Origin of the sequence: Corynebacterium stercoris (assembly GCF_024160105.1) — a bacterium.
GTDB lineage: Bacteria > Actinomycetota > Actinomycetes > Mycobacteriales > Mycobacteriaceae > Corynebacterium > Corynebacterium stercoris.
Map to the genome: position 1 here is coordinate 1 of NZ_JAMFTQ010000009.1, position 16,841 is coordinate 16,841.

Genomic DNA, 16,841 nt, shown 5'->3' on the forward strand with positions numbered 1-16,841 from the left:
CCCTCAAGCTCAAGGAGCTCCTCGGCTAAGCGCACCGCCTTGTCCTTGAACTCGTCACTGAACTTCCTAGGCATGATCCAATCCTCCTCTAGAAACGATCGGAACTAAACCCAGGACGCTTCACGGCAGCATGTGGCCGAGACCGAGACCAAGCGCCATGGCGATGAGGATCCAGATGGGCAAGTAACGGTCGAGGAACGACAAGCCTGACGACGGCTGCCGGGCTGGTGTTTGCGATGCCATGAAGAGACCTTTACGTATCGACGATAATCAATAGCAAAGCTACCGTGTATATTGACGTTGGTCAATGTGAGGAGGTAGAGAATGGGTGATCGGAGCGTGACGGAGGGAAACGCGGCCCTGCCGGACAACGATCAGGCGTGCTGCTCTCTCGGCACCGGTTTGCTCTCGATCGACGAAGCGGAGCGCTACGCCGCGATGTTCAAAGTGCTCGGCGATCCCGGTAGGCTGCGGTTGCTCTCCCAGGTGGCGCAGGACGGATGCGAACCCATCAGCGTAAGTGAGTTGGCAAAACGGACCGGGCTGAGCCAGCCGACGGTTTCCCACCACCTCAAGAAGTTCACCGAAGTGGGGCTGTTGGAGAAGAACCGGCTCGGCAAAATGGTCGTGCACCACGTGCGCCCCGAGGTGTTCGCGGAGCTGCGGACCGTGTTGCAGATGGATTGATTCTCGGGCGGGTGGTTCGAGCGGGGAGTTGCGGGGCTTTTTAAGTCTCACCTGGGTCTCGTTTAGTTAAATCTCAGTACGAGGGGCACGCGGACAGGCTCTCCCCTTTTCGGGGGCGCGGCGAGGGGGCAAATTGGCGACGCTGGAGGTAGCCGAGTGCATCCGCAGTTCGACCTTTTGAGCTGCACTAATGCTTGGTGGACGGGAGCTCGATCTTGGTCGATGCCGCGTACCAATTCCGCCTAGCGAGCCATGAGTAAACACTTGGCGCGACCTAATAGGCACCTTAGCTTAATGTTTGCTCACGGTATGAATCCTCGGTGCCGGGCGTGTCGTAGCCGGTCGAAGGGTACAGCCAACCACGTTGTTGAATCCCAAGATCCCCCGCGCGTGAACTCCGCGCGATGAAAGGAACCCCCGTGGCCACCGTCAGTCTGAAGAAGAAGATCCTCGCCGCGACCATCGCCAGCTCCGTTGTTCTCACCACAGTCCCCGGTGCAGTACCAACGCACCCAGCCAACCGATTCGTTCTCGCCAGTGATTCGGTGAGCACCGAGCTTGGGTCGGTGGTCGATTACGACAACGAGTTCTGGCTTTTCGAAATGGGCAAGGGGGTCAAGACGGTTCCATTCCCAAAGGGGGCAACAAGCTTCGAGGTTTTGGATCTAGCTTCCCGCTCGCTCCCTACGTACGTCTCGATTCGCAACGCTGGCGACAAGGTAGAGATCTCCCCGAAGCCGGGGGCTGACGGTAAAGAGTTGCTCATCGTCTTCTCAGATGCGACCGGCCGCAAGTGGGAGTCTCGGCGAGGCATCGTCGTCCAGACGCGAACCACAGAAACCGCCCACCAGCTCAAGTCTGGCGAGACGCTGGATATCCCGCAGGGCAGCAGCCACGTTGTCAAGCAGGGCGGCGACCTGATCACGGTGACGGCGAGTCGTACGAACGCCAACAACCTCACCGTCACGGCGAACCCGGGCGTAGGTGGCCTGGCGATCGTCGAGGTCAAGGATGAGTGGGGGAATACGTACCGGCACAAGATCACTGTCGTCGATACGCACAGTGCCCCGAACCCGCAGCCGAACCCGAACCCTGCGCCCGCACCAGCGGTGGTCACGCACAACCTCACCATCCACGACCGCCAAGATGCCGTGATCAAGCACGGGACCAGCACGAACACGCTCACGATCATCTCCGGCGGTGACCTGATCTTCCCGCTGCAGCCCACCGCGGGCGGCTGGGTGCTCGCGCCGCGCCAGGGGTCGAACGGCCTGGTCGTACTGGAGGAGCGCGACGCGTCGGGCCGCGCGCTGGCTCGCTACGAGCTCACCATCGTGCCCGCGCGCGTCTCCGAGTACAGCTACAACATCCACAGCGGACAGAAGCTGGACATTCGTGGCTCGAACTTGGTGCTCGTTGCGGGCGAAGGCTTATCGACGATCACCCAAACCCCAACCACCTGGACCATCCAACCCAAACCGGGTGCGACCGGTCAGATTGTTATTGAGGGTCGTGACGCACGCGGCCGCGTCGAAGTCCGATACACGCTGACGCTGGTGCAGCCCCCCGCGACCGGCGGCGCGGTGACCACGATTCCCGCGGTTGTGGATCATTTCTTCAACGTCGCCCCCGGCGGCAAGATCGAGTTCACCATCACGCCCGGCAACACTCTGCACGTTGATCGCCCGGATGTGGTCACCATCACTGAGCAGGGAAATCAGCGCATCGTGACGGTGAAGCCGGGCGCGAGCGGCACCGTGGTGATCACCGAACGCGACCCGAACGGCAACCCGGTCAACCGCTACACCATCACGATCGTGAGCCCGCCGGCCGGTGCTGGGGAAGGCACCGGCGCCCCAGGCGGTTCTGGTGGTCCTGGCGGGGCGACGATCATCGACGAGAAACCGGCTTCCGGCACCGAGACCGTCACGCCCGGTGGCGTTCCAGGCGGGGCTCCGGGCCAGGGCGGCACCATCGACATCATCTCGACCGGCCCCGACGGCACCATCACCGTCCGCGTCCCCGGCACCGGCGGCACGCTGAAGGTTGGCGACGGCACGGGTTTCCGCATCGTCGACAATGGTGACGGCACCTGGACCATCACGCGTCTCGACGGCACCCCCATCACCGGCCCGCTCCCCATCACCTGGACCGGTGCGGGCGGCATCGAGGTGACGAATACGGTGACGGTGACGGTGGACCAAGCGTCGGAAAGCGGGAATGCGGCGGGTAGTTCGCTCGATCCGAAGTGCATCGCGTCGCTGGTCGGCTTCTCCGCGCCGCTGCTGCTGCTCATCCCGCTGGGGATTCTGGCGCAGGTGCGCGTGCCGGGCCTCGAGTTCCTGCACGATCAACTCAACGGCGCGCTGCAACGCCTCAACGCGCAGGCTCAGCAGGGGCTGGGCATTTACGACGATCGCGGCGCCCGCACCGCCGCCAACGCCCAAGCCGCGTTCCACAGGCGCAACGACGAACTCATCGGCGCCGGCGTCGGGGCGTTGGCCCTCCTGGCGTTGGGGCTGGTCGCGGGCGATCTGACTATGCGCGCGTGCGGGTACGGCGAGCACACGTCGTCGCAGATGATTAAGAACGCGATTGACAAGGGCAAAGCGAAGCAGGCGGAGAAGAAGCTGGGGCAGGCGGCTCCGGCCGCTCCCGCTGCGCCGGCGGTTCCCGCCCCACCTACCGCCCGGCCAGCACCCCGTCGATGACCTGGCTGGTCCAGTCGAGGGCGTAGCCGTAACCCGTGCGGCCGCCAACGGAGAAGTCGTCGGTGTAGCCGAGCTTGTAGTAGGCGAAGTGCTGCGGTCCGAAATCGCCGGCGGATTGGGCGTCGGCGACCAGTGAGGGGTTGGCGCGGGCGCCAAACGCGTTGAACCGCCCGAGCGTCGCCGGGTATTTCACCTGGTAATGGCGTACGCGTGCGGCACCGAAGCGCTCTTGGAGATCGTGGGCTGGGGAGGATCCGTCGTCGAAAAGCGTGGTGCGCGCGGAGGGGTGCCAGGAGTGCGAGAACCCGGTGCCGGCCGCCTGGATCACCTCGATCGGGGCGCAGCTGGGCACCCACGGCTGGGCCTGCGCCGGAGCCGCGAGCGTGCCGACGCCAACAAGCAACGCAGCGCCGAGAGCGCGAACCCGGCGGACCATGGCTAGACGGCGATCTCCGGGTGGACGTCCTTGCGCGGGATCTCGCGGATGATGCGCAGGGCAATGCAGGAGATGATGAAGCACACCGCGGCCATGGAAACGAGGACGAAGAGGGCGAAGTGCATGCGCGGGTCGGTGGCCGTGGTGCCGAAGAGGGCGAAGCGGACGAGGTCCACGGAGTAGCGCATCGGGTCGACCGTGTGCACCCACTGAATCAGCTTCGGCTGGACTTCCGGCGGGTAGAGGCCGTTCGACGCGACGAGCTGCAGCGACATGAGCGCCATGGTGATCAGGCGGCCGATGGATTGGCCGAACACCGCGTTGAGTGAATAAATCGCGGTGATGAACGCCCAGGACACGCCGACGAGCACGATGAGCAGCCAGATCGGGTGCGCCGGCTCCACCTTCAGCATGAACACCTGCACGATCCACAGTGCCAGCGACTGGAAGAAGCCGATGATGAACGCCGGGGTCAGCGTGTTCATGGCCACGCGGGCGCGAGGGGCGGCGGAGTCGATCGCGCGGCGGTTCAGCGCCGGCATGACCATGAACATGATCAGGCCGCCGAACCACAGCGACAGGGAGAGGAAGAACGGGGACAGGCCCTTGCCGAAGTAGGTCACTTCGTCGCCGACGTGGTGCGCCACCACCGGCTCGGACGCGGCTTCGATGGCCTGGTCGAGGCGGTCGCCCTCCCAGCGGGGGGCTTCGGCTGCGCCGTCGGAAAGCTTCATGGAGAGCTCGCCGGTGCCGTCGGAAAGCTGGACCAAGCCGCTGTTGAGGTCGCCGAGGCCCACGACCAGCTGGTTCGAACCAGCGGCGAGCTTGGAGGACGCGTCGGAGGCGGTGTTCGCCGCCACCACCAGCTGGGACGTGCCGTTCTTCAGCTCCGTCACGCCAGCGAGCAGCGTGCCGGAGCCCTCCTGCAGGCGCGCGAGACCGGCCGCGAGCTGCTGCGCAGCGCTCGTGGCGGTGTCCACGCCGGAGCGGTACTCGCTGGCCGGGTCCTGGAGCTGATTCGCCAGCTCGTGCGCGCCGTTCTGCAGCTGGATCATCTGGCCCACCAGGTCGTTGCCGGCCAGGGCGCTGAGCGCGGAGCCGTTGAGCTGCGCGCGGGCGTCGCGGGCCTGCTGCGCGAGGATCTCGGTGCCCGGGATGGGGGAGGCGTCGAGGTCGGCGATGACATTCGCCAGGTTCGCGTCGATGTTCTGCACCGCCGCTTGCGCCTGGCCCAGCTGGCCGGCCACGCCGGTGATCTTGTCCACGCCGCCGGCGATTTGCGCCGCGCCCGCGCCGAGGCGGTCCGTGCCGCCCTTGAGCTTGGTCATGCCGTCGGCCAGCTGCTGGGAACCGCTGGCCGCGGTGCTGATGCCGTTGCCCAGCTCCTGCGCGCCGCTCTGCAGGCGGCCCACACCCTCATCGAGCTGGTTGGCCGCACCCGGCATCTTCTGCAGCTGCGAGTTGAACTCCTGCAGGCCGCCGTCAAGTTTGCCGGCACCCTCGCCGAGCTGCTCGGAGCCTTCGCGGGCGGCACCGGCACCGTCGTCAAGCTTCTCTGCGCCCTCGGCGGCGGCGTCCATGCCCTCGCCGATGGTGTTGAAGCCCACAAAGAGCTGGTCAACCACCTTCGCGCCGACCGTGTTGGACACCGCGTTGGCCACGGACTGGGTGGCCACGTTGCCCAGCATGGTGGGGATGAAGCCGTTCGTCTCATTCAGCGCGACGTTGATCTTCGCCTGCCGCGGGTGGTCCGAGTTCACGCTGGTCGCAGCCTCGGTGAAGTCCGTCGGGATCTCCATGGCCAGGTAATACTTGCCGGAGCCCACGCCCTCGCGCGCCTCCTCGGCGCTGACGACGTGGAACTCCATCGGGTCTTCCTCCAGGAGCGCGTCCACCACCTCTTGGCCGGCCTCGCCTTCGTCGGAATTCACCAGCGCGACCGGCACCTTGTTGAAGTTGCCCAGCGGGTCGTAATAACTCCACACAAACAAGCCGCCGAACAGCAGCGGCAGCAAAATGATCACGATCAGCGCCAGCGGCGGCAGCTTGCCGTGACCGAACTTCCGGAAGTTGGTTCCTAGGTGCAGTCCGCTCATAGCTCCTCGTTCACGGTGGTCACAAGTACGGGCACATGCTTGGCGACGTTCTCCAGATCCGCCAACAGCTCACTGCGCAGCGACATCTTCTTGATCTGGTCAATATCGTCAACGATAAGCAGCTCAGCATTCGGGCGCGAGATGAGCGCCAGCAGGATGCGCAGGCGGAACCGCTCCAGCACGCCGAGCTCGCCGGGGGTGCGGTCGGGGTCGAAGTTCGTCAGCTGCAGCGGTTCGAGCCACGGCTCGACGAACTTGTGCTCCATGATGTTCTGCCGGCGCGGCGTGCGCGAGAAGAACGGCAGCGCCCACACGACCTCCTCGCGGATGGCCTCGCGGGATGGCACCTGGCGCTCCAGCGAATCGATCAGCGTCACGCCGGCGAGCGCGATGCCCTTGAACCCCGGGCCCTCGACGGTGCCGGAGTGCGGACGGTAGCGCCCGGCGAGCGCCATCGACAGCGTGGAGCCGCCGGATTCGCGCTTCGTTTGCACGATGGTGAGGCCGTCGTAGACCTCGAGCGTGACCGGGGTATCGCCCTCATTGGCCACGAGATCGCGCGCGATAAGTACAGGTTGCATTGGTATTTGCTCCAAAACGGAGGATTGGCTATCACTTAATTCAGGCGCTATCATCCTCGCCCATAGCAATCCTGTCAAAATTTCCGCCGGGAAGGAGGCTTCCATTGCGTGCCGACGCCCGCTTAAAGCGCGCCCAAATCATCACCGCCGCCATGGAGCTCTACCGCACCGTCCCAGCCTCCCAAGTCACCATGGAAGGCATCGCCGCCGAAGCCGACGTCGGCATCGCCACCGTGTACCGGCACTTCCCGCGGCGCTCCGACCTGCGCCAGGCCTGCGCGCTCGGGTTGATCGAGTTTCTCGACGACTTCCTCGCCGAGACCCTCGAACATTTCGACACCGACCCCCAAGGCAAGTGGGAAAGTTTCGTGTGGCGCCTCGCCGACTTCGGCGTGGGCATGCTCGTCGGTGCCTTGGTCACCGACCTGCCGAGCGTCGCCCCCGAGGTCTTGGAGCAGCGCGACCGCTTCTTCGCCGACGTCGAAGTGCTCCTCGCCAAGGCCGCCGAACACGGGCTCATAGACCCGGGCGTGCAGCCGATTGAATTGGCGTCTGAACTGATCGTCGTCACGCGGCCGATGGATGCCCAGCTCACCGCCCTCTTCCCCGACGTGCGCGAACGCCTCGTGCGTCACCTGCTGGTGTCCTGGAGGGTGCGGGAGTAGTTCTCGCGGGCGATTGCGCGGGCGATTGCGCTGGCGATGGAACCGGCGCGGGCGCGGGCGCGTCTAATACGTATGACACGTTCCCTCCACAACGGCATGCGCGTTAATGCCGACATGCTCTTGGCCGTCCCGGCGTCCGGCCTGCCTCCCGGGTTCTACCAGGTGAATAGTCGTTTCGGGGTGCACAACAACGGGCTTCTCGACGCTGGCCTGGCCACATACCACCAGCGTGCGCACCCCTGCGGCATCGCGTATCTGGTGCCGGCTGCGCTCCGCGCGGCGGCGCATGCGCTCACCAACCCCAACTTCACCGTCGGCGGGTTCGCTGCGCTGGCACTCTACGGCTTGGAGTTTCTCGTCGAGGGAACCGACACAGTGCTCATGACCGATCTGGTTACCGCCAACCGGCCCGCCAGCGCGTGCGCCCCCGCCGTGCTCCGGTGGCAGCCGCCGCGCAAACACCTTTGGCAAGTGGAAGTCTGCGGGGCACCGGTTTCCATCGCATCGCCGGGACTTGCAGTAGTCCAGGCGCTTGCAGCGCTGAGGAAAGAGGACGTCCAATGGAAGGTAGTCGATACACCCGAGCACAGCGCGACATTCATCCGCGCCGTCCAGCTTGTCGACGCAGTTCGCAATCAACTCGGCGTCGACAGCGCCGACATCTTGCGCGCCGGACCAGGCCGCATCGACATGAGGTGGCTCACGCAGGTGATCATCACCTCGTCCGCCTTGGCCGACTCGCCGAAAGAAACCGAGATGCGGCTCTTGGCCGAACCGGTAGTCGACGGGTTCGGCCTCGTACTCTCCGAGCAAGTTCCCGTGCTCATCGACGACAAGCACATCACCCGCTTCGATCTCGCGATCATTGAGCTGAAGATCGGCATCATGTTCGACGGCGCCCACCACTGGACAAAAGACCGCCGCGACAAGGACAGCGAAATCGACCTCAGCGTAATCGGGGAGGACTGGCTATCCCTCCGATTCTCCGAAGGGACGCTTCCCGGCCTTCCGAAACGGCTGCCAGGCGTCATCGAGAAACGGCTTGCTTCCCGACGCAAGGAAGCAACGCCGTAGGGTGCCCCGCCGCTCCTGCCAGGTACCCCACCGCTGGTGCCAGGTACCCCGCCGCTTCCGACAGTTTGTCAGCAAATGTAGCGACCTGGGGAAATGGGTGCGGCTCAGAAAGATTCTGCAGAATCTTTCTGGGCCTGGGTGCCGGCGGCGTGCCGGCAGGCGGCCCGGGGGTCTCGGAGCGGCCGTGAGGTTGATGTCAGAGCACTCACTGCTGCTCCGCCGCCTCGCCGTTTCCGACAGTTTGTCAGCAAATGTAGCGACCTGGGGAAATGGGTGCGGCCCAGAAAGATTCTGCAGAATCTTTCTGGGCCAGGGTGCCGGTGGCGTACCGGTGGCGTACCGGCGGGCGGTGCCGGTGCTCAAAGGCGACCGCGAGGACCGCCTCAACCCTTACTTCTTGGCGTCGTCCTGGTCCTTGCGGAGCTCGTGGCGGCCGGAGGCGCCGAAGGTGGTGTCGGCGTCGGACACCTTGTCGGAGCGGCGGCCGGAGCCGGTGTCGCCGAGGACATCGCTGCGTGCGGAGTCGCCGTGGGTCGGGGAGGTGGCCTGGCGCTGGTTGTCCTCGAGGGTGTCGAGGGTGGTCAGCTGCTCGTCGATGGAGGTCAGCAGGTGCTCGTCGCGGTCTGCGGGCTCCTCGCCGAGCGGGCCGGCGGAGCCGGGCATGGCGGCCTTCGGGCGCATGTCGTTATTCGGGTCGTTGGACACGCGGCGGCCAGCGGCGGCGTCCGCGGTACCTGCGGTAACACCGGAGCCCTTAACACCGGTACCAGCGGCGGTGCCGTGAGTAGTGCCCGAAGCATCGCCGGTGCGGGTGGAGTACACGAGGGTCGACTTGCCGGACTTATCGGTCTCGGTGCGGGTCGCCGCCGGGGCGGTGAACTTCACGGAGGTGGACTTCTTGGTGGTCTTCTTGCTGTCCTTGGAGGTCTTCTCGTCGATGACGTCGGAAAGCCAGTACTCCCACACTGCCCACGCCGCGGCTGCGGTGCCGGCTGCGGCGAGGATGCCGCCGATGACCTTGCCGGCGCCGCCCTTCTTGTCGTTCTCGTAGGACTTGATCTGCGCCTTGAGCGCAGCCTGGCGGGCCTTGCGGTCCGGGGCGGTGGCTGCGAACGCGGCGCGGCGGCGGTCGAGGCGGGCGTGAGCGTCGCGGGTCAGGTCGCCGGCCTGCTCACGGGCAGTCTCGTACAGGTCCTCGAGGTCGTCGATGCCGGCATCCTTGGCTACCTTCTCCAGCTTGCCGTCCTTGAGGGAGCCGAGGAGTGCGTCGTAGACCTCGCGCTGCTTCTTGTCGTCGAGCGTGCGGTAAAGGCCGTAAGCGCCGGTGGCACCTTTGAGTGCGAGCTTGATTGCGGGGTTCATGGGGTCTCCATTTCGTCGTGCGTTGTGGTTTGTCGCCCCACCCTACTGAAATTGCAGGAATCGGGGTCGGAAATAAATGGACAGAGCGGTTCAGAAACCCGCTTAATATTCACGTCGAAAAACCGAGCTGCCTGCGAAAACCAAAGGAAGACAGCACGGTACATTGTGTCGCAGAACCCCGGGCAATAGATTTCAAACCACCGTTTTTCAACGGTTGACGTCAAGCGCCGAGCCCGGCCAGACACACACGAGCGAAAGGCCATGTTTTCCATGCGTGGGAACCTTGCCCCGACGCGGCTGTCTGCTTCGGCACCCCTTGACAGCCCCGAAGAGGCATTTCAGAGCACACCGAGCCAGCGGCGCCGCGGCACCCGCACGGCACTCAGCTTCGAGCTGATCCCGCCGCGCCACGGGGCCGATACCGCGCTGCTCGACGAGCTCATCGCCGGCCTCGCCGCCTACAACCCCGATTACGTCGCGGTGACCAGCTCCATGCGCAGCGATTGGCTGGAGGGTACCTCCGCGCTGATTGAGCGCGTCGCCAGCACCACCGACCTGCGTCCCATCGCGCACCTCGCGTGCACGGCGGGCACGAAGGCGGAGCTTGAGGGCTGGATCCGCGAGCTTATCGACGTCGGAGTTCGCGGCTTCCTCGCCCTTCGCGGCGACCTGCAGCCCGGCCAGACCGCGTTGCCGGAGGGTTACCTGCAGCACGCGACTGACCTTTTGAACCTCATCAACGAGGTGCAGGAGGAGCAGGCGTTCCACTTGGCGGCGGGCAAGCTCGCGCTGTCGGTGGCGTGCTACCCGTCCGGCCACGCCGAGTCGAAGAACTTCGACGAGGACTTGGACGTGCTGCTGGCGAAGCAGCGCCTCGGCGCGGATTTCGCCATCACGCAGCTGTTTTTCGACGCAGCCGATTACCTCGAGTTCGTGGATGTGGCCCGCCTGGCGGGTGTGCGCATCCCGCTCATCCCCGGCATCATGCCGATGACCAGCCTCAAGCGCGTGCAGCGCATGGGTGAGTTGTCGGGTCTTGAGGTGCCTAAGACTGTCGTCGAAAAGCTCAGTGCTGCGGGCACGCCGGAGGAAGAGTACGAGGTGGGCATGGAACTGTCCGCGGAGCTGGCGCGCACCATTCTGCGGGCCGGCACCGGCGGGCTGCACGTGTATACGCACAACAATCTCGCGGTGACGCGGGACCTGCTCGGGCGCATTGGCATCCAGCAGCCGTAATTAATACTGACAAAAGGAAGAGAAGATGACCGCACCCTTTCCCAAAGCCACAATCGAGGGCTACCCGCGCATCGGCGCGAACCGCGAGCTGAAGCGCGCGCTGGAGTCCTACTGGGCAGGGCGTATCGACGCAGATACGTTCCGCTCCACCACGCGTGCCCTGCGCATTGACAACTACAACCACCTGCGCGACCTCGGCCTCACCGAGGATTACGCCATCCCGGCCGACGTCGCCTACTACGACCAGGTGCTGGAGACCGGCCTGACCGTGGGCCTCATCCCGGGCGGCACCGACCTGGACGAGGAGTTCGCCCTCGCCCGCGGCAACGCGGAGCGCGTGCCGCTGGAGATGACCAAGTGGTTCGACACCAACTACCACTACCTGGTGCCGGAAATCGCCGCTGACCAGGACATTACCCCGGCCCCGGAGCGCGTGCTTCGGCTGGTCGCCGAAGCGCGAGAAGCCGGGCACACCGTGCGCCCGTACCTGGTCGGCCCGGTCACTCTCATCGCGCTGTCCAAGCCGGCCGAGTGGTCGCTGCTGGACAAGCTCACCGACGCGTACGCCGCCGTCTTCGCCGCCCTGAAGGAAGCCGGCGTGGAATGGGTGCAGGTTGCAGAGCCGGCCCTGGTCGCCGACCTCTCCACCCCGGATGCCGAGCTGGCGAAGTTCACCGAGCAGGCGTGGTCCAAGCTGCTGGGCGAGGAGAACCGCCCGAGCGTCTACCTGACCACCCCGTACGGCGCGACTCGTGAGGGCCTGACCACACTGGCCAAGCTCGCCCCGGAGGCGCTGCACGTGGACCTTTCTCCGTGGACCCTCGACGAGGATTCCGGCTACCCGGAGCGCGTCCGCGCCCAGGTCGCAGAGCACGCCCCGGAGACCACCCTTGTCGCCGGCCTCATCGACGGCCGCAACGTGTGGGCCGCCAACCTGCGCCTGAAGGCGGAGATCCTTCAGAAGCTCGGCGCCGAGCACGTCTCCACCTCCACCTCCCTGCAGCACGTGCCGCACACCCTCAACGCCGAGAAGAACCTGCCGGTGGACGTGGCCAACTGGCTGTCCTTCGCGGACGAGAAGATCTCCGAGATCCAGGCACTGGTCGCAGGCGAGGAGAACGCCACCGAGGCGTTCGCCCGCTCCGACCGCGCCGTGCGCACCCGCGCGGAGTCCGAGCGCACCCACAACGCAGACGTCGAGGCCCGCGTGAACGCCCTGCCGGCCGGCGCCGTGCAGCGCCAGCCGGAGTTCGCGGAGCGCAACAAGGTGCAGGAAGAGCAGCTCGGCCTCCCGGCCCTGCCGACGACCACGATCGGCTCCTTCCCGCAGACCCCGGAGATCCGCAAGGCCCGCGCCGACCACAAGGCCGGCGAGCTGACGGACGAGCAGTACACCGAGGCGCTCAAGACCGAGATCAAGAACGTCATCGAGCTCCAGGAGGAGATCGGCCTCGACGTGCTGGTGCACGGTGAGGCGGAGCGCAACGACATGGTGCAGTACTTCGCGGAGCTGCTCGACGGCTTCGTGGTCACCGAGAACGGCTGGGTCCAGTCCTACGGCTCCCGCTGCACCCGTCCGCCGATCGTCGTGGGTGATGTGTCCCGCCCGGCCCCGATGACGGTGGAGTGGGCGAAGTACGCCCAGTCCCTGTCCGAGAAGCCGGTCAAGGGCATGCTCACCGGCCCCGTCACCATCCTCGCGTGGTCCTTCAAGCGCGACGATGTGCCGCTGTCCCTCTCCGCCGACCAGATCGGCGTCGCGCTCGCCGACGAGGTCCGCGACCTCGAGGAGGCTGGCATTCAGGTCATCCAGATCGACGAGCCCGCGCTGCGCGAGCTGCTCCCGCTGCGTGCCGACGATCGCCCCGCCTACCTCGACTGGGCCGTCCGCGCCTTCCGCCTGGTGGCCCTGGAGGCGAAGCCGGAGACCCAGATCCACACCCACCTCTGCTACTCCGAGTTCGGCCAGATCATCGACGCCGTCGCCGGCCTGGACGCGGACGTGACCTCCATCGAGGCCGCCCGTTCCAAGATGGAGCTGCTCGAGGACATCGACGAGACCTTCCACTCCGAGATCGGCCCGGGCGTGTGGGACATCCACTCCCCGCGCGTGCCCAGCCAGGAGGAGATTGTCGGCCTGATCAAGGCCGCGCTGGAGAACGTCCCGTCCGAGCGTCTCTGGGTGAACCCGGACTGCGGCCTGAAGACCCGCGGCTACGCCGAGGTCGAGCCGAGCCTGCGCAACCTGGTCGCCGCCCGCGACGAGGTGGCCGCGGGCCTGTAAGGCCCAGCCGCGGAATCGCGTAGGGTGGAACGCATGACTCAGAAAACGCAGACGATTACGTTCCACACCAACCACGGTGACATTGTTGTCGACCTCTTCGGCAACCACGCTCCGAAGACGGTGGCCACCATCACCGGCCTGGCCACCGGCGAGCAGGAGTACTCCACCAAGAACGCCTCCGGCTCCAACGAGGGCCCGTTCTACGACGGCGCGATTTTCCACCGCATCATCCCGGGCTTCATGATCCAGGGCGGTGACCCGACCGGCACCGGCACCGGCGGCCCGGGCTTCCAGTTCGCGGACGAGTTCCACCCGGAGCTCTCCTTCGACCGCCCGTACCTGCTCGCCATGGCGAACGCCGGCCCGGGGACCAACGGTTCCCAGTTCTTCATCACCGTGGACGCCACCCCGTGGCTGAACAACCGCCACACCATCTTCGGCGAGGTCACCGATGAGGCCTCCCGCAAGGTTGTGGATGAGATCGCCAACGTGCAGACCGGCCGCATGGACCGCCCGGTCGAGGACGTTGTCATCGAGTCCGTCGAGGTCAACTAAGCCCTCACCTGCACAGCGAGCCCCGGTGGGACGGTAACGTCCCGCTGGGGCTTTTGCGCGCGAAGCGGGTACATTCGGCACACATGGCCGCCAGGTACTCCCGCCCCGATTCTGTAATCCGCGCGTCGCTGCGCGGCGCGCCAGTGACCGGCGCCATCGCCGCGATCTGCGTGGCGGTCTTCGCGATTATGGCGCTGCAGGCGCGCTCGCTCACGGACGTGGCGTGGGCCTCGCCCTTGGGCGAGGCGATGATTTTGTGGGGCCCTCTCGTGGAGGGACTCGGCTACCTGCGCCCGCTGACGGCTGGGTTCATGCACCTCGACATCACGCACCTGTTCCTCAACATGATGATGCTGATCTTCGTGGGTGCGGAGGTGGAGCGCTACGTCGGCTCCGGCCCCTACGCGGTGGCGTACCTGGCTAGCGTGCTGGGCTCCTCGGCCGCGGTGCTCGCGTTCAACTTCACGGTGCCCACCGCGGGCGCATCCGGCGCGCTCTACGCGCTCATGGCCATGCTCGTGGCCATTGCTTTACGACGTTCCGTTGATCTCCGCGCTCCCATCGCGCTCATCCTGGTCAACATCGCCTACACGCTCATGGCGGCCAACGTGAGTTTTTGGGGTCACGCGGGCGGGCTGGTGTTCGGTGCACTGATGGGGTGGTTCCTGACGTCGGCAAGCGTGAAAGTCCGCTGGGCCGGTGCGCTCGCGGGACTCGTGCTGGGGGCTGTCGCGGTGTGGGTGCTCACGATCCCCTCGACGACGATGTACGGGCTTTAGCGCCAGCCCATCGTCATCATCAGGCCCAGAATGATGCCCGCGAAGCCGATGGCGTAGTTCCACGGGCCGAGCTCGGCCACGAACGCGACCTGGTCGCCGGCGATGTAGAAGAACAGCAGCCAGGCCAAGCCGAAGATCATCAGGCCGAACATGACGGCCTTGTACCAGACCGGTGTGCCGCCGGTGTTGATCTTCACCGGGGTGCGGTTCGCGCCGGTGGAGGTGGAAGAGACCGGGCGGGCAGCGTCCTTGGTTACTTTCGCCTTGGGCATGGGAAGATCAAATCCTTTCGCGGGGAACTGGCGCTATGGTAACACCGGCAATCGGGGGCTAGTTAGTCAGCGGATTCAGGGCCGCGGCGTCGAACTCCCAGAGGTTGTAGCCGATGGCCTGGTCCTTGCGGATGGTGTTGCCGGCGGGGACTTCCTGGTGGCCGATCATGCCGGCATCCACAAGCGCGCCGGTGGGCACGGTCGGACCCGCCACCAGGCGGCCGTTCCAGCCCGCGGTGCGCAGGGCGCGGTCCGCCTCATTCGGGGTCATGCGGGTGATCTGCGGCATGGTCATCAGCATGTTGTTGGACACGCGCAGCTCAACCGTGGTGCCGGTCTCCACCTCGGTGTTCGCGCCGGCCACGCCGAGGACCTCGCCGTCCGGGCGCTCTGAGTCGACGCGGGTGACGGTGGAGCGCAGGTTCAGCTGGCTCAATGTCGCCGTCGCCTGGTTCACGTTCAGGCCGGTCAGCGACGGAATGGTCACGCGCTCGCGGCCGGTGGAGACGGTGATGGTCACCTTAGAGCCCTTGGAAATCTGCGAGCCGGCAGCCGGGTACTGCGAGGTGATCACGCCCTCCGGCACGTCGTTGGAGGTCTCGCGGCGGATGTCCTCGTTGAGCTCGAGGCCAGCCTCCTCCAGCGCGGCGGCGGCGTCCTGCGCGGTGAGGTTGGTCAGGTCCGGCACGTCCGTCAGCTCGCGGCCGGTGGATACGTTCACGGTGATCAGGGTGCCCGGGGCCAGCTCGGAGCCGGCGATCGGGTTGGTGCCAATCACGTGCCCGCGCGGAATGTCCGGGCTCGGCTGATCAGAGGTGACCACCTTGAATCCCAGGCCCTCCAGCTCAGGCACGGCCTCCTGGCGCGGCTTGCCGGTCACGTCCGGCACCGCCACCATTTGGGTCTCTACCGGCGCGGGTTCCTCGGCGGGGGAGGAGAAGTAGGAGTACGCCAGCCAACCGGTGGCGGCCAGGAGAATCAGGCCCAGGATGGAAGCGACCCACTTCATCCAGCTGGAGCTGCCGCTGGTCTTCTCGTTGGCGCGGCGGTGGTCCTCGTAGCGCGAGTGCGTCGCTGCCGGTGCGGCGGCAACGGGTGCGGCGGCGGGTTCCGGCGCGTGCTCGCGGCGCGGGGGCTGCGCGGCGCGCACCCGCGTGCTCACGACGGTGGCGTCGGAGGCGTCGCTCGACGGAACGTCGTCACGCGAAGAAAGGTCCTGCTCAGCGGCTGCGAGGTGCGTGCGGGCCGCGTTGGTCACGGAGCCGCGCTCGAGGCGGGCCAGGTCGGCGCACATCTCGTCCGCCGTTTGGTAGCGGTCCGCCGGGTGCTTGGCCATGGCGGTGAGGATCACGGAATCCACGTTCACGGCCTCGTTGGGGCTCAGCGTGGCGGTGATGCGCTCGCTCGGCGGCTGCGGATCCTCCTGCACGTGCTGGTAGGCGACGGCGAAGGGGGATTCGCCCTCGAACGGCGGGGTGCCGGTCACGGCCTCGTACATCACGCAGCCGAGGGCGTAGATGTCGCTGCGGGCGTCGGCGGCCTTGCCGCGCGCCTGCTCGGGGGAGAGGTACTGCGCGGTGCCGATCACCGCGGAGGTCTGCGTCATCGCCGAGGTGGAATCGTCCAACGCGCGGGCGATGCCGAAGTCCATCACCTTCACCGCCCCGGTGTTGGTGACCATGATGTTCGCGGGCTTGATGTCGCGGTGGATAATGCCGGCATCGTGGCTGGACTGCAGCGCGCGGGTCACCGGCTGCAGCAGTGCGGCGGCCTCCTGCGGGGAGAGCGGGCCGTCGTTGCGCACGATGTCGCGCAGGTTCCGCCCCCGGACGCGCTCCATCACGATAAAAGGGATGTTCACGCCGCCGATGACTTGGGCGCCCGTGTCGTAGACCGCCACGATGTTGGGGTGGTTGAGGCGTGCGGAGTTCTTCGCCTCCTGGCGGAAGCGCTCGCGGAAGTTCTCGTCCCGCGCCATGTCGATCTTGAGCATCTTCACGGCAACGTCGCGCCCCAGCACGGTGTCGGTCGCGGCGTACACGTCACTCATGCCGCCGGTGCCGATGATGTCACCGAGCTCGTAGCGGTCAGCGATCTTCATGG

At 66.3% G+C, this 16,841-nt stretch carries 15 protein-coding genes; 8 read left to right on the forward strand and 7 right to left on the reverse strand.

The window, feature by feature from the left end; translation table 11 throughout:
- Positions 1 to 120: 120 nt before the first annotated feature.
- A complete protein-coding gene (locus tag M5J20_RS07785) occupies positions 121 to 243 on the reverse strand; it encodes a hypothetical protein (protein WP_302467801.1) in 123 nt (40 codons plus the stop codon).
- A gap of 81 nt (positions 244 to 324) precedes the next feature.
- Here M5J20_RS07785 and M5J20_RS07790 point away from each other — a divergent pair, with 81 nt between their 5' ends.
- Together M5J20_RS07790 and M5J20_RS07795 are read left to right on the forward strand one after the other, a co-directional pair.
- A complete protein-coding gene (locus M5J20_RS07790; RefSeq protein ID WP_253578225.1) occupies positions 325 to 687 on the forward strand; it encodes an ArsR/SmtB family transcription factor in 363 nt (120 codons plus the stop codon).
- 419 nt (positions 688 to 1,106) lie between these two features.
- Positions 1,107 to 3,398, forward strand: coding sequence for a hypothetical protein (locus M5J20_RS07795; RefSeq protein WP_253578227.1), 2,292 nt, complete (start codon positions 1,107 to 1,109; stop codon positions 3,396 to 3,398).
- On the opposite strand, the gene M5J20_RS07800 is transcribed toward M5J20_RS07795, so the two are convergent.
- From M5J20_RS07800 to M5J20_RS07810, 3 genes are read right to left on the reverse strand one after another with little or no spacing between them, the layout of a single operon-like run.
- Positions 3,370 to 3,834, reverse strand: a complete 465-nt coding sequence (locus M5J20_RS07800; protein WP_253578230.1) for a hypothetical protein — start codon at positions 3,832 to 3,834, stop codon at positions 3,370 to 3,372. The genes M5J20_RS07795 and M5J20_RS07800 overlap by 29 nt on opposite strands.
- A gap of 2 nt (positions 3,835 to 3,836) precedes the next feature.
- A complete protein-coding gene (locus tag M5J20_RS07805) occupies positions 3,837 to 5,930 on the reverse strand; it encodes a YhgE/Pip domain-containing protein (RefSeq protein WP_253578232.1) in 2,094 nt (697 codons plus the stop codon).
- On the reverse strand, positions 5,927 to 6,511 hold the full coding sequence (locus M5J20_RS07810; protein ID WP_253578234.1) for a P-loop NTPase family protein: 585 nt from the start codon (positions 6,509 to 6,511) through the stop codon (positions 5,927 to 5,929). Before M5J20_RS07810 ends, M5J20_RS07805 begins: the two co-directional genes overlap by 4 nt.
- A 104-nt stretch (positions 6,512 to 6,615) precedes the next feature.
- On the opposite strand from M5J20_RS07810, the gene M5J20_RS07815 reads away from it, so the two are divergent.
- Both M5J20_RS07815 and M5J20_RS07820 read left to right on the forward strand, forming a co-directional pair.
- Entirely contained in the window at positions 6,616 to 7,176 is a 561-nt protein-coding gene (locus tag M5J20_RS07815) for a TetR/AcrR family transcriptional regulator (RefSeq protein ID WP_253578235.1), read from the forward strand.
- A gap of 72 nt (positions 7,177 to 7,248) precedes the next feature.
- Positions 7,249 to 8,250 carry a putative endonuclease domain-containing protein gene (locus tag M5J20_RS07820; RefSeq protein WP_253578237.1) on the forward strand — a complete coding sequence of 334 codons (1,002 nt, stop codon included), beginning with the start codon at positions 7,249 to 7,251 and terminating at the stop codon, positions 8,248 to 8,250.
- A gap of 390 nt (positions 8,251 to 8,640) precedes the next feature.
- On the opposite strand, the gene M5J20_RS07825 is transcribed toward M5J20_RS07820, so the two are convergent.
- On the reverse strand, positions 8,641 to 9,612 hold the full coding sequence (locus M5J20_RS07825; RefSeq protein WP_253578239.1) for a hypothetical protein: 972 nt from the start codon (positions 9,610 to 9,612) through the stop codon (positions 8,641 to 8,643).
- Positions 9,613 to 9,882: 270 nt separating this feature from the next.
- Here M5J20_RS07825 and M5J20_RS07830 point away from each other — a divergent pair, with 270 nt between their 5' ends.
- The 4 genes from M5J20_RS07830 (at position 9,883) to M5J20_RS07845 (ending at position 14,466) form a co-directional block, all read left to right on the forward strand.
- Positions 9,883 to 10,848: a methylenetetrahydrofolate reductase gene (locus M5J20_RS07830; RefSeq protein ID WP_253578241.1), complete on the forward strand. Its 966-nt coding sequence runs from the start codon at positions 9,883 to 9,885 to the stop codon at positions 10,846 to 10,848.
- Between the two features lie 25 nt (positions 10,849 to 10,873).
- Positions 10,874 to 13,132: a 5-methyltetrahydropteroyltriglutamate--homocysteine S-methyltransferase gene (gene metE / locus M5J20_RS07835; protein ID WP_253578243.1), complete on the forward strand. Its 2,259-nt coding sequence runs from the start codon at positions 10,874 to 10,876 to the stop codon at positions 13,130 to 13,132.
- A 33-nt stretch (positions 13,133 to 13,165) separates the two neighbouring features.
- Entirely contained in the window at positions 13,166 to 13,687 is a 522-nt protein-coding gene (locus M5J20_RS07840) for a peptidylprolyl isomerase (RefSeq protein WP_253578245.1), read from the forward strand.
- Positions 13,688 to 13,770: 83 nt separating this feature from the next.
- On the forward strand, positions 13,771 to 14,466 hold the full coding sequence (locus M5J20_RS07845) for a rhomboid family intramembrane serine protease (RefSeq protein WP_253578247.1): 696 nt from the start codon (positions 13,771 to 13,773) through the stop codon (positions 14,464 to 14,466).
- On the opposite strand, the gene crgA is transcribed toward M5J20_RS07845, so the two are convergent.
- A complete protein-coding gene (crgA, locus tag M5J20_RS07850; RefSeq protein WP_253578249.1) occupies positions 14,463 to 14,738 on the reverse strand; it encodes a cell division protein CrgA in 276 nt (91 codons plus the stop codon). The two genes, M5J20_RS07845 and crgA, sit on opposite strands and share 4 nt — an antisense overlap.
- 58 nt (positions 14,739 to 14,796) lie before the next feature.
- Positions 14,797 to 16,839 (reverse strand): Stk1 family PASTA domain-containing Ser/Thr kinase, encoded by a 2,043-nt coding sequence (pknB, locus tag M5J20_RS07855; protein ID WP_253578251.1) that lies wholly within the window; start codon positions 16,837 to 16,839, stop codon positions 14,797 to 14,799.
- Positions 16,840 to 16,841: the final 2 nt, after the last annotated feature.

Bases quoted from the DNA above. Each gene is read 5' to 3' on its own strand.
- M5J20_RS07785 (WP_302467801.1), bottom strand. From the start codon at position 243: ATGGCATCGCAAACACCAGCCCGGCAGCCGTCGTCAGGCTTGTCGTTC.
- M5J20_RS07790 (WP_253578225.1), top strand. From the start codon at position 325: ATGGGTGATCGGAGCGTGACGGAGGGAAACGCGGCCCTGCCGGACAAC.
- M5J20_RS07800 (WP_253578230.1), bottom strand. From the start codon at position 3,834: ATGGTCCGCCGGGTTCGCGCTCTCGGCGCTGCGTTGCTTGTTGGCGTC.
- M5J20_RS07805 (WP_253578232.1), bottom strand. From the start codon at position 5,930: ATGAGCGGACTGCACCTAGGAACCAACTTCCGGAAGTTCGGTCACGGC.
- M5J20_RS07810 (WP_253578234.1), bottom strand. From the start codon at position 6,511: ATGCAACCTGTACTTATCGCGCGCGATCTCGTGGCCAATGAGGGCGAT.
- M5J20_RS07820 (WP_253578237.1), top strand. From the start codon at position 7,249: ATGACACGTTCCCTCCACAACGGCATGCGCGTTAATGCCGACATGCTC.
- M5J20_RS07825 (WP_253578239.1), bottom strand. From the start codon at position 9,612: ATGAACCCCGCAATCAAGCTCGCACTCAAAGGTGCCACCGGCGCTTAC.
- M5J20_RS07830 (WP_253578241.1), top strand. From the start codon at position 9,883: ATGCGTGGGAACCTTGCCCCGACGCGGCTGTCTGCTTCGGCACCCCTT.
- metE (WP_253578243.1), top strand. From the start codon at position 10,874: ATGACCGCACCCTTTCCCAAAGCCACAATCGAGGGCTACCCGCGCATC.
- M5J20_RS07840 (WP_253578245.1), top strand. From the start codon at position 13,166: ATGACTCAGAAAACGCAGACGATTACGTTCCACACCAACCACGGTGAC.
- M5J20_RS07845 (WP_253578247.1), top strand. From the start codon at position 13,771: ATGGCCGCCAGGTACTCCCGCCCCGATTCTGTAATCCGCGCGTCGCTG.
- crgA (WP_253578249.1), bottom strand. From the start codon at position 14,738: ATGCCCAAGGCGAAAGTAACCAAGGACGCTGCCCGCCCGGTCTCTTCC.
- pknB (WP_253578251.1), bottom strand. From the start codon at position 16,839: ATGAAGATCGCTGACCGCTACGAGCTCGGTGACATCATCGGCACCGGC.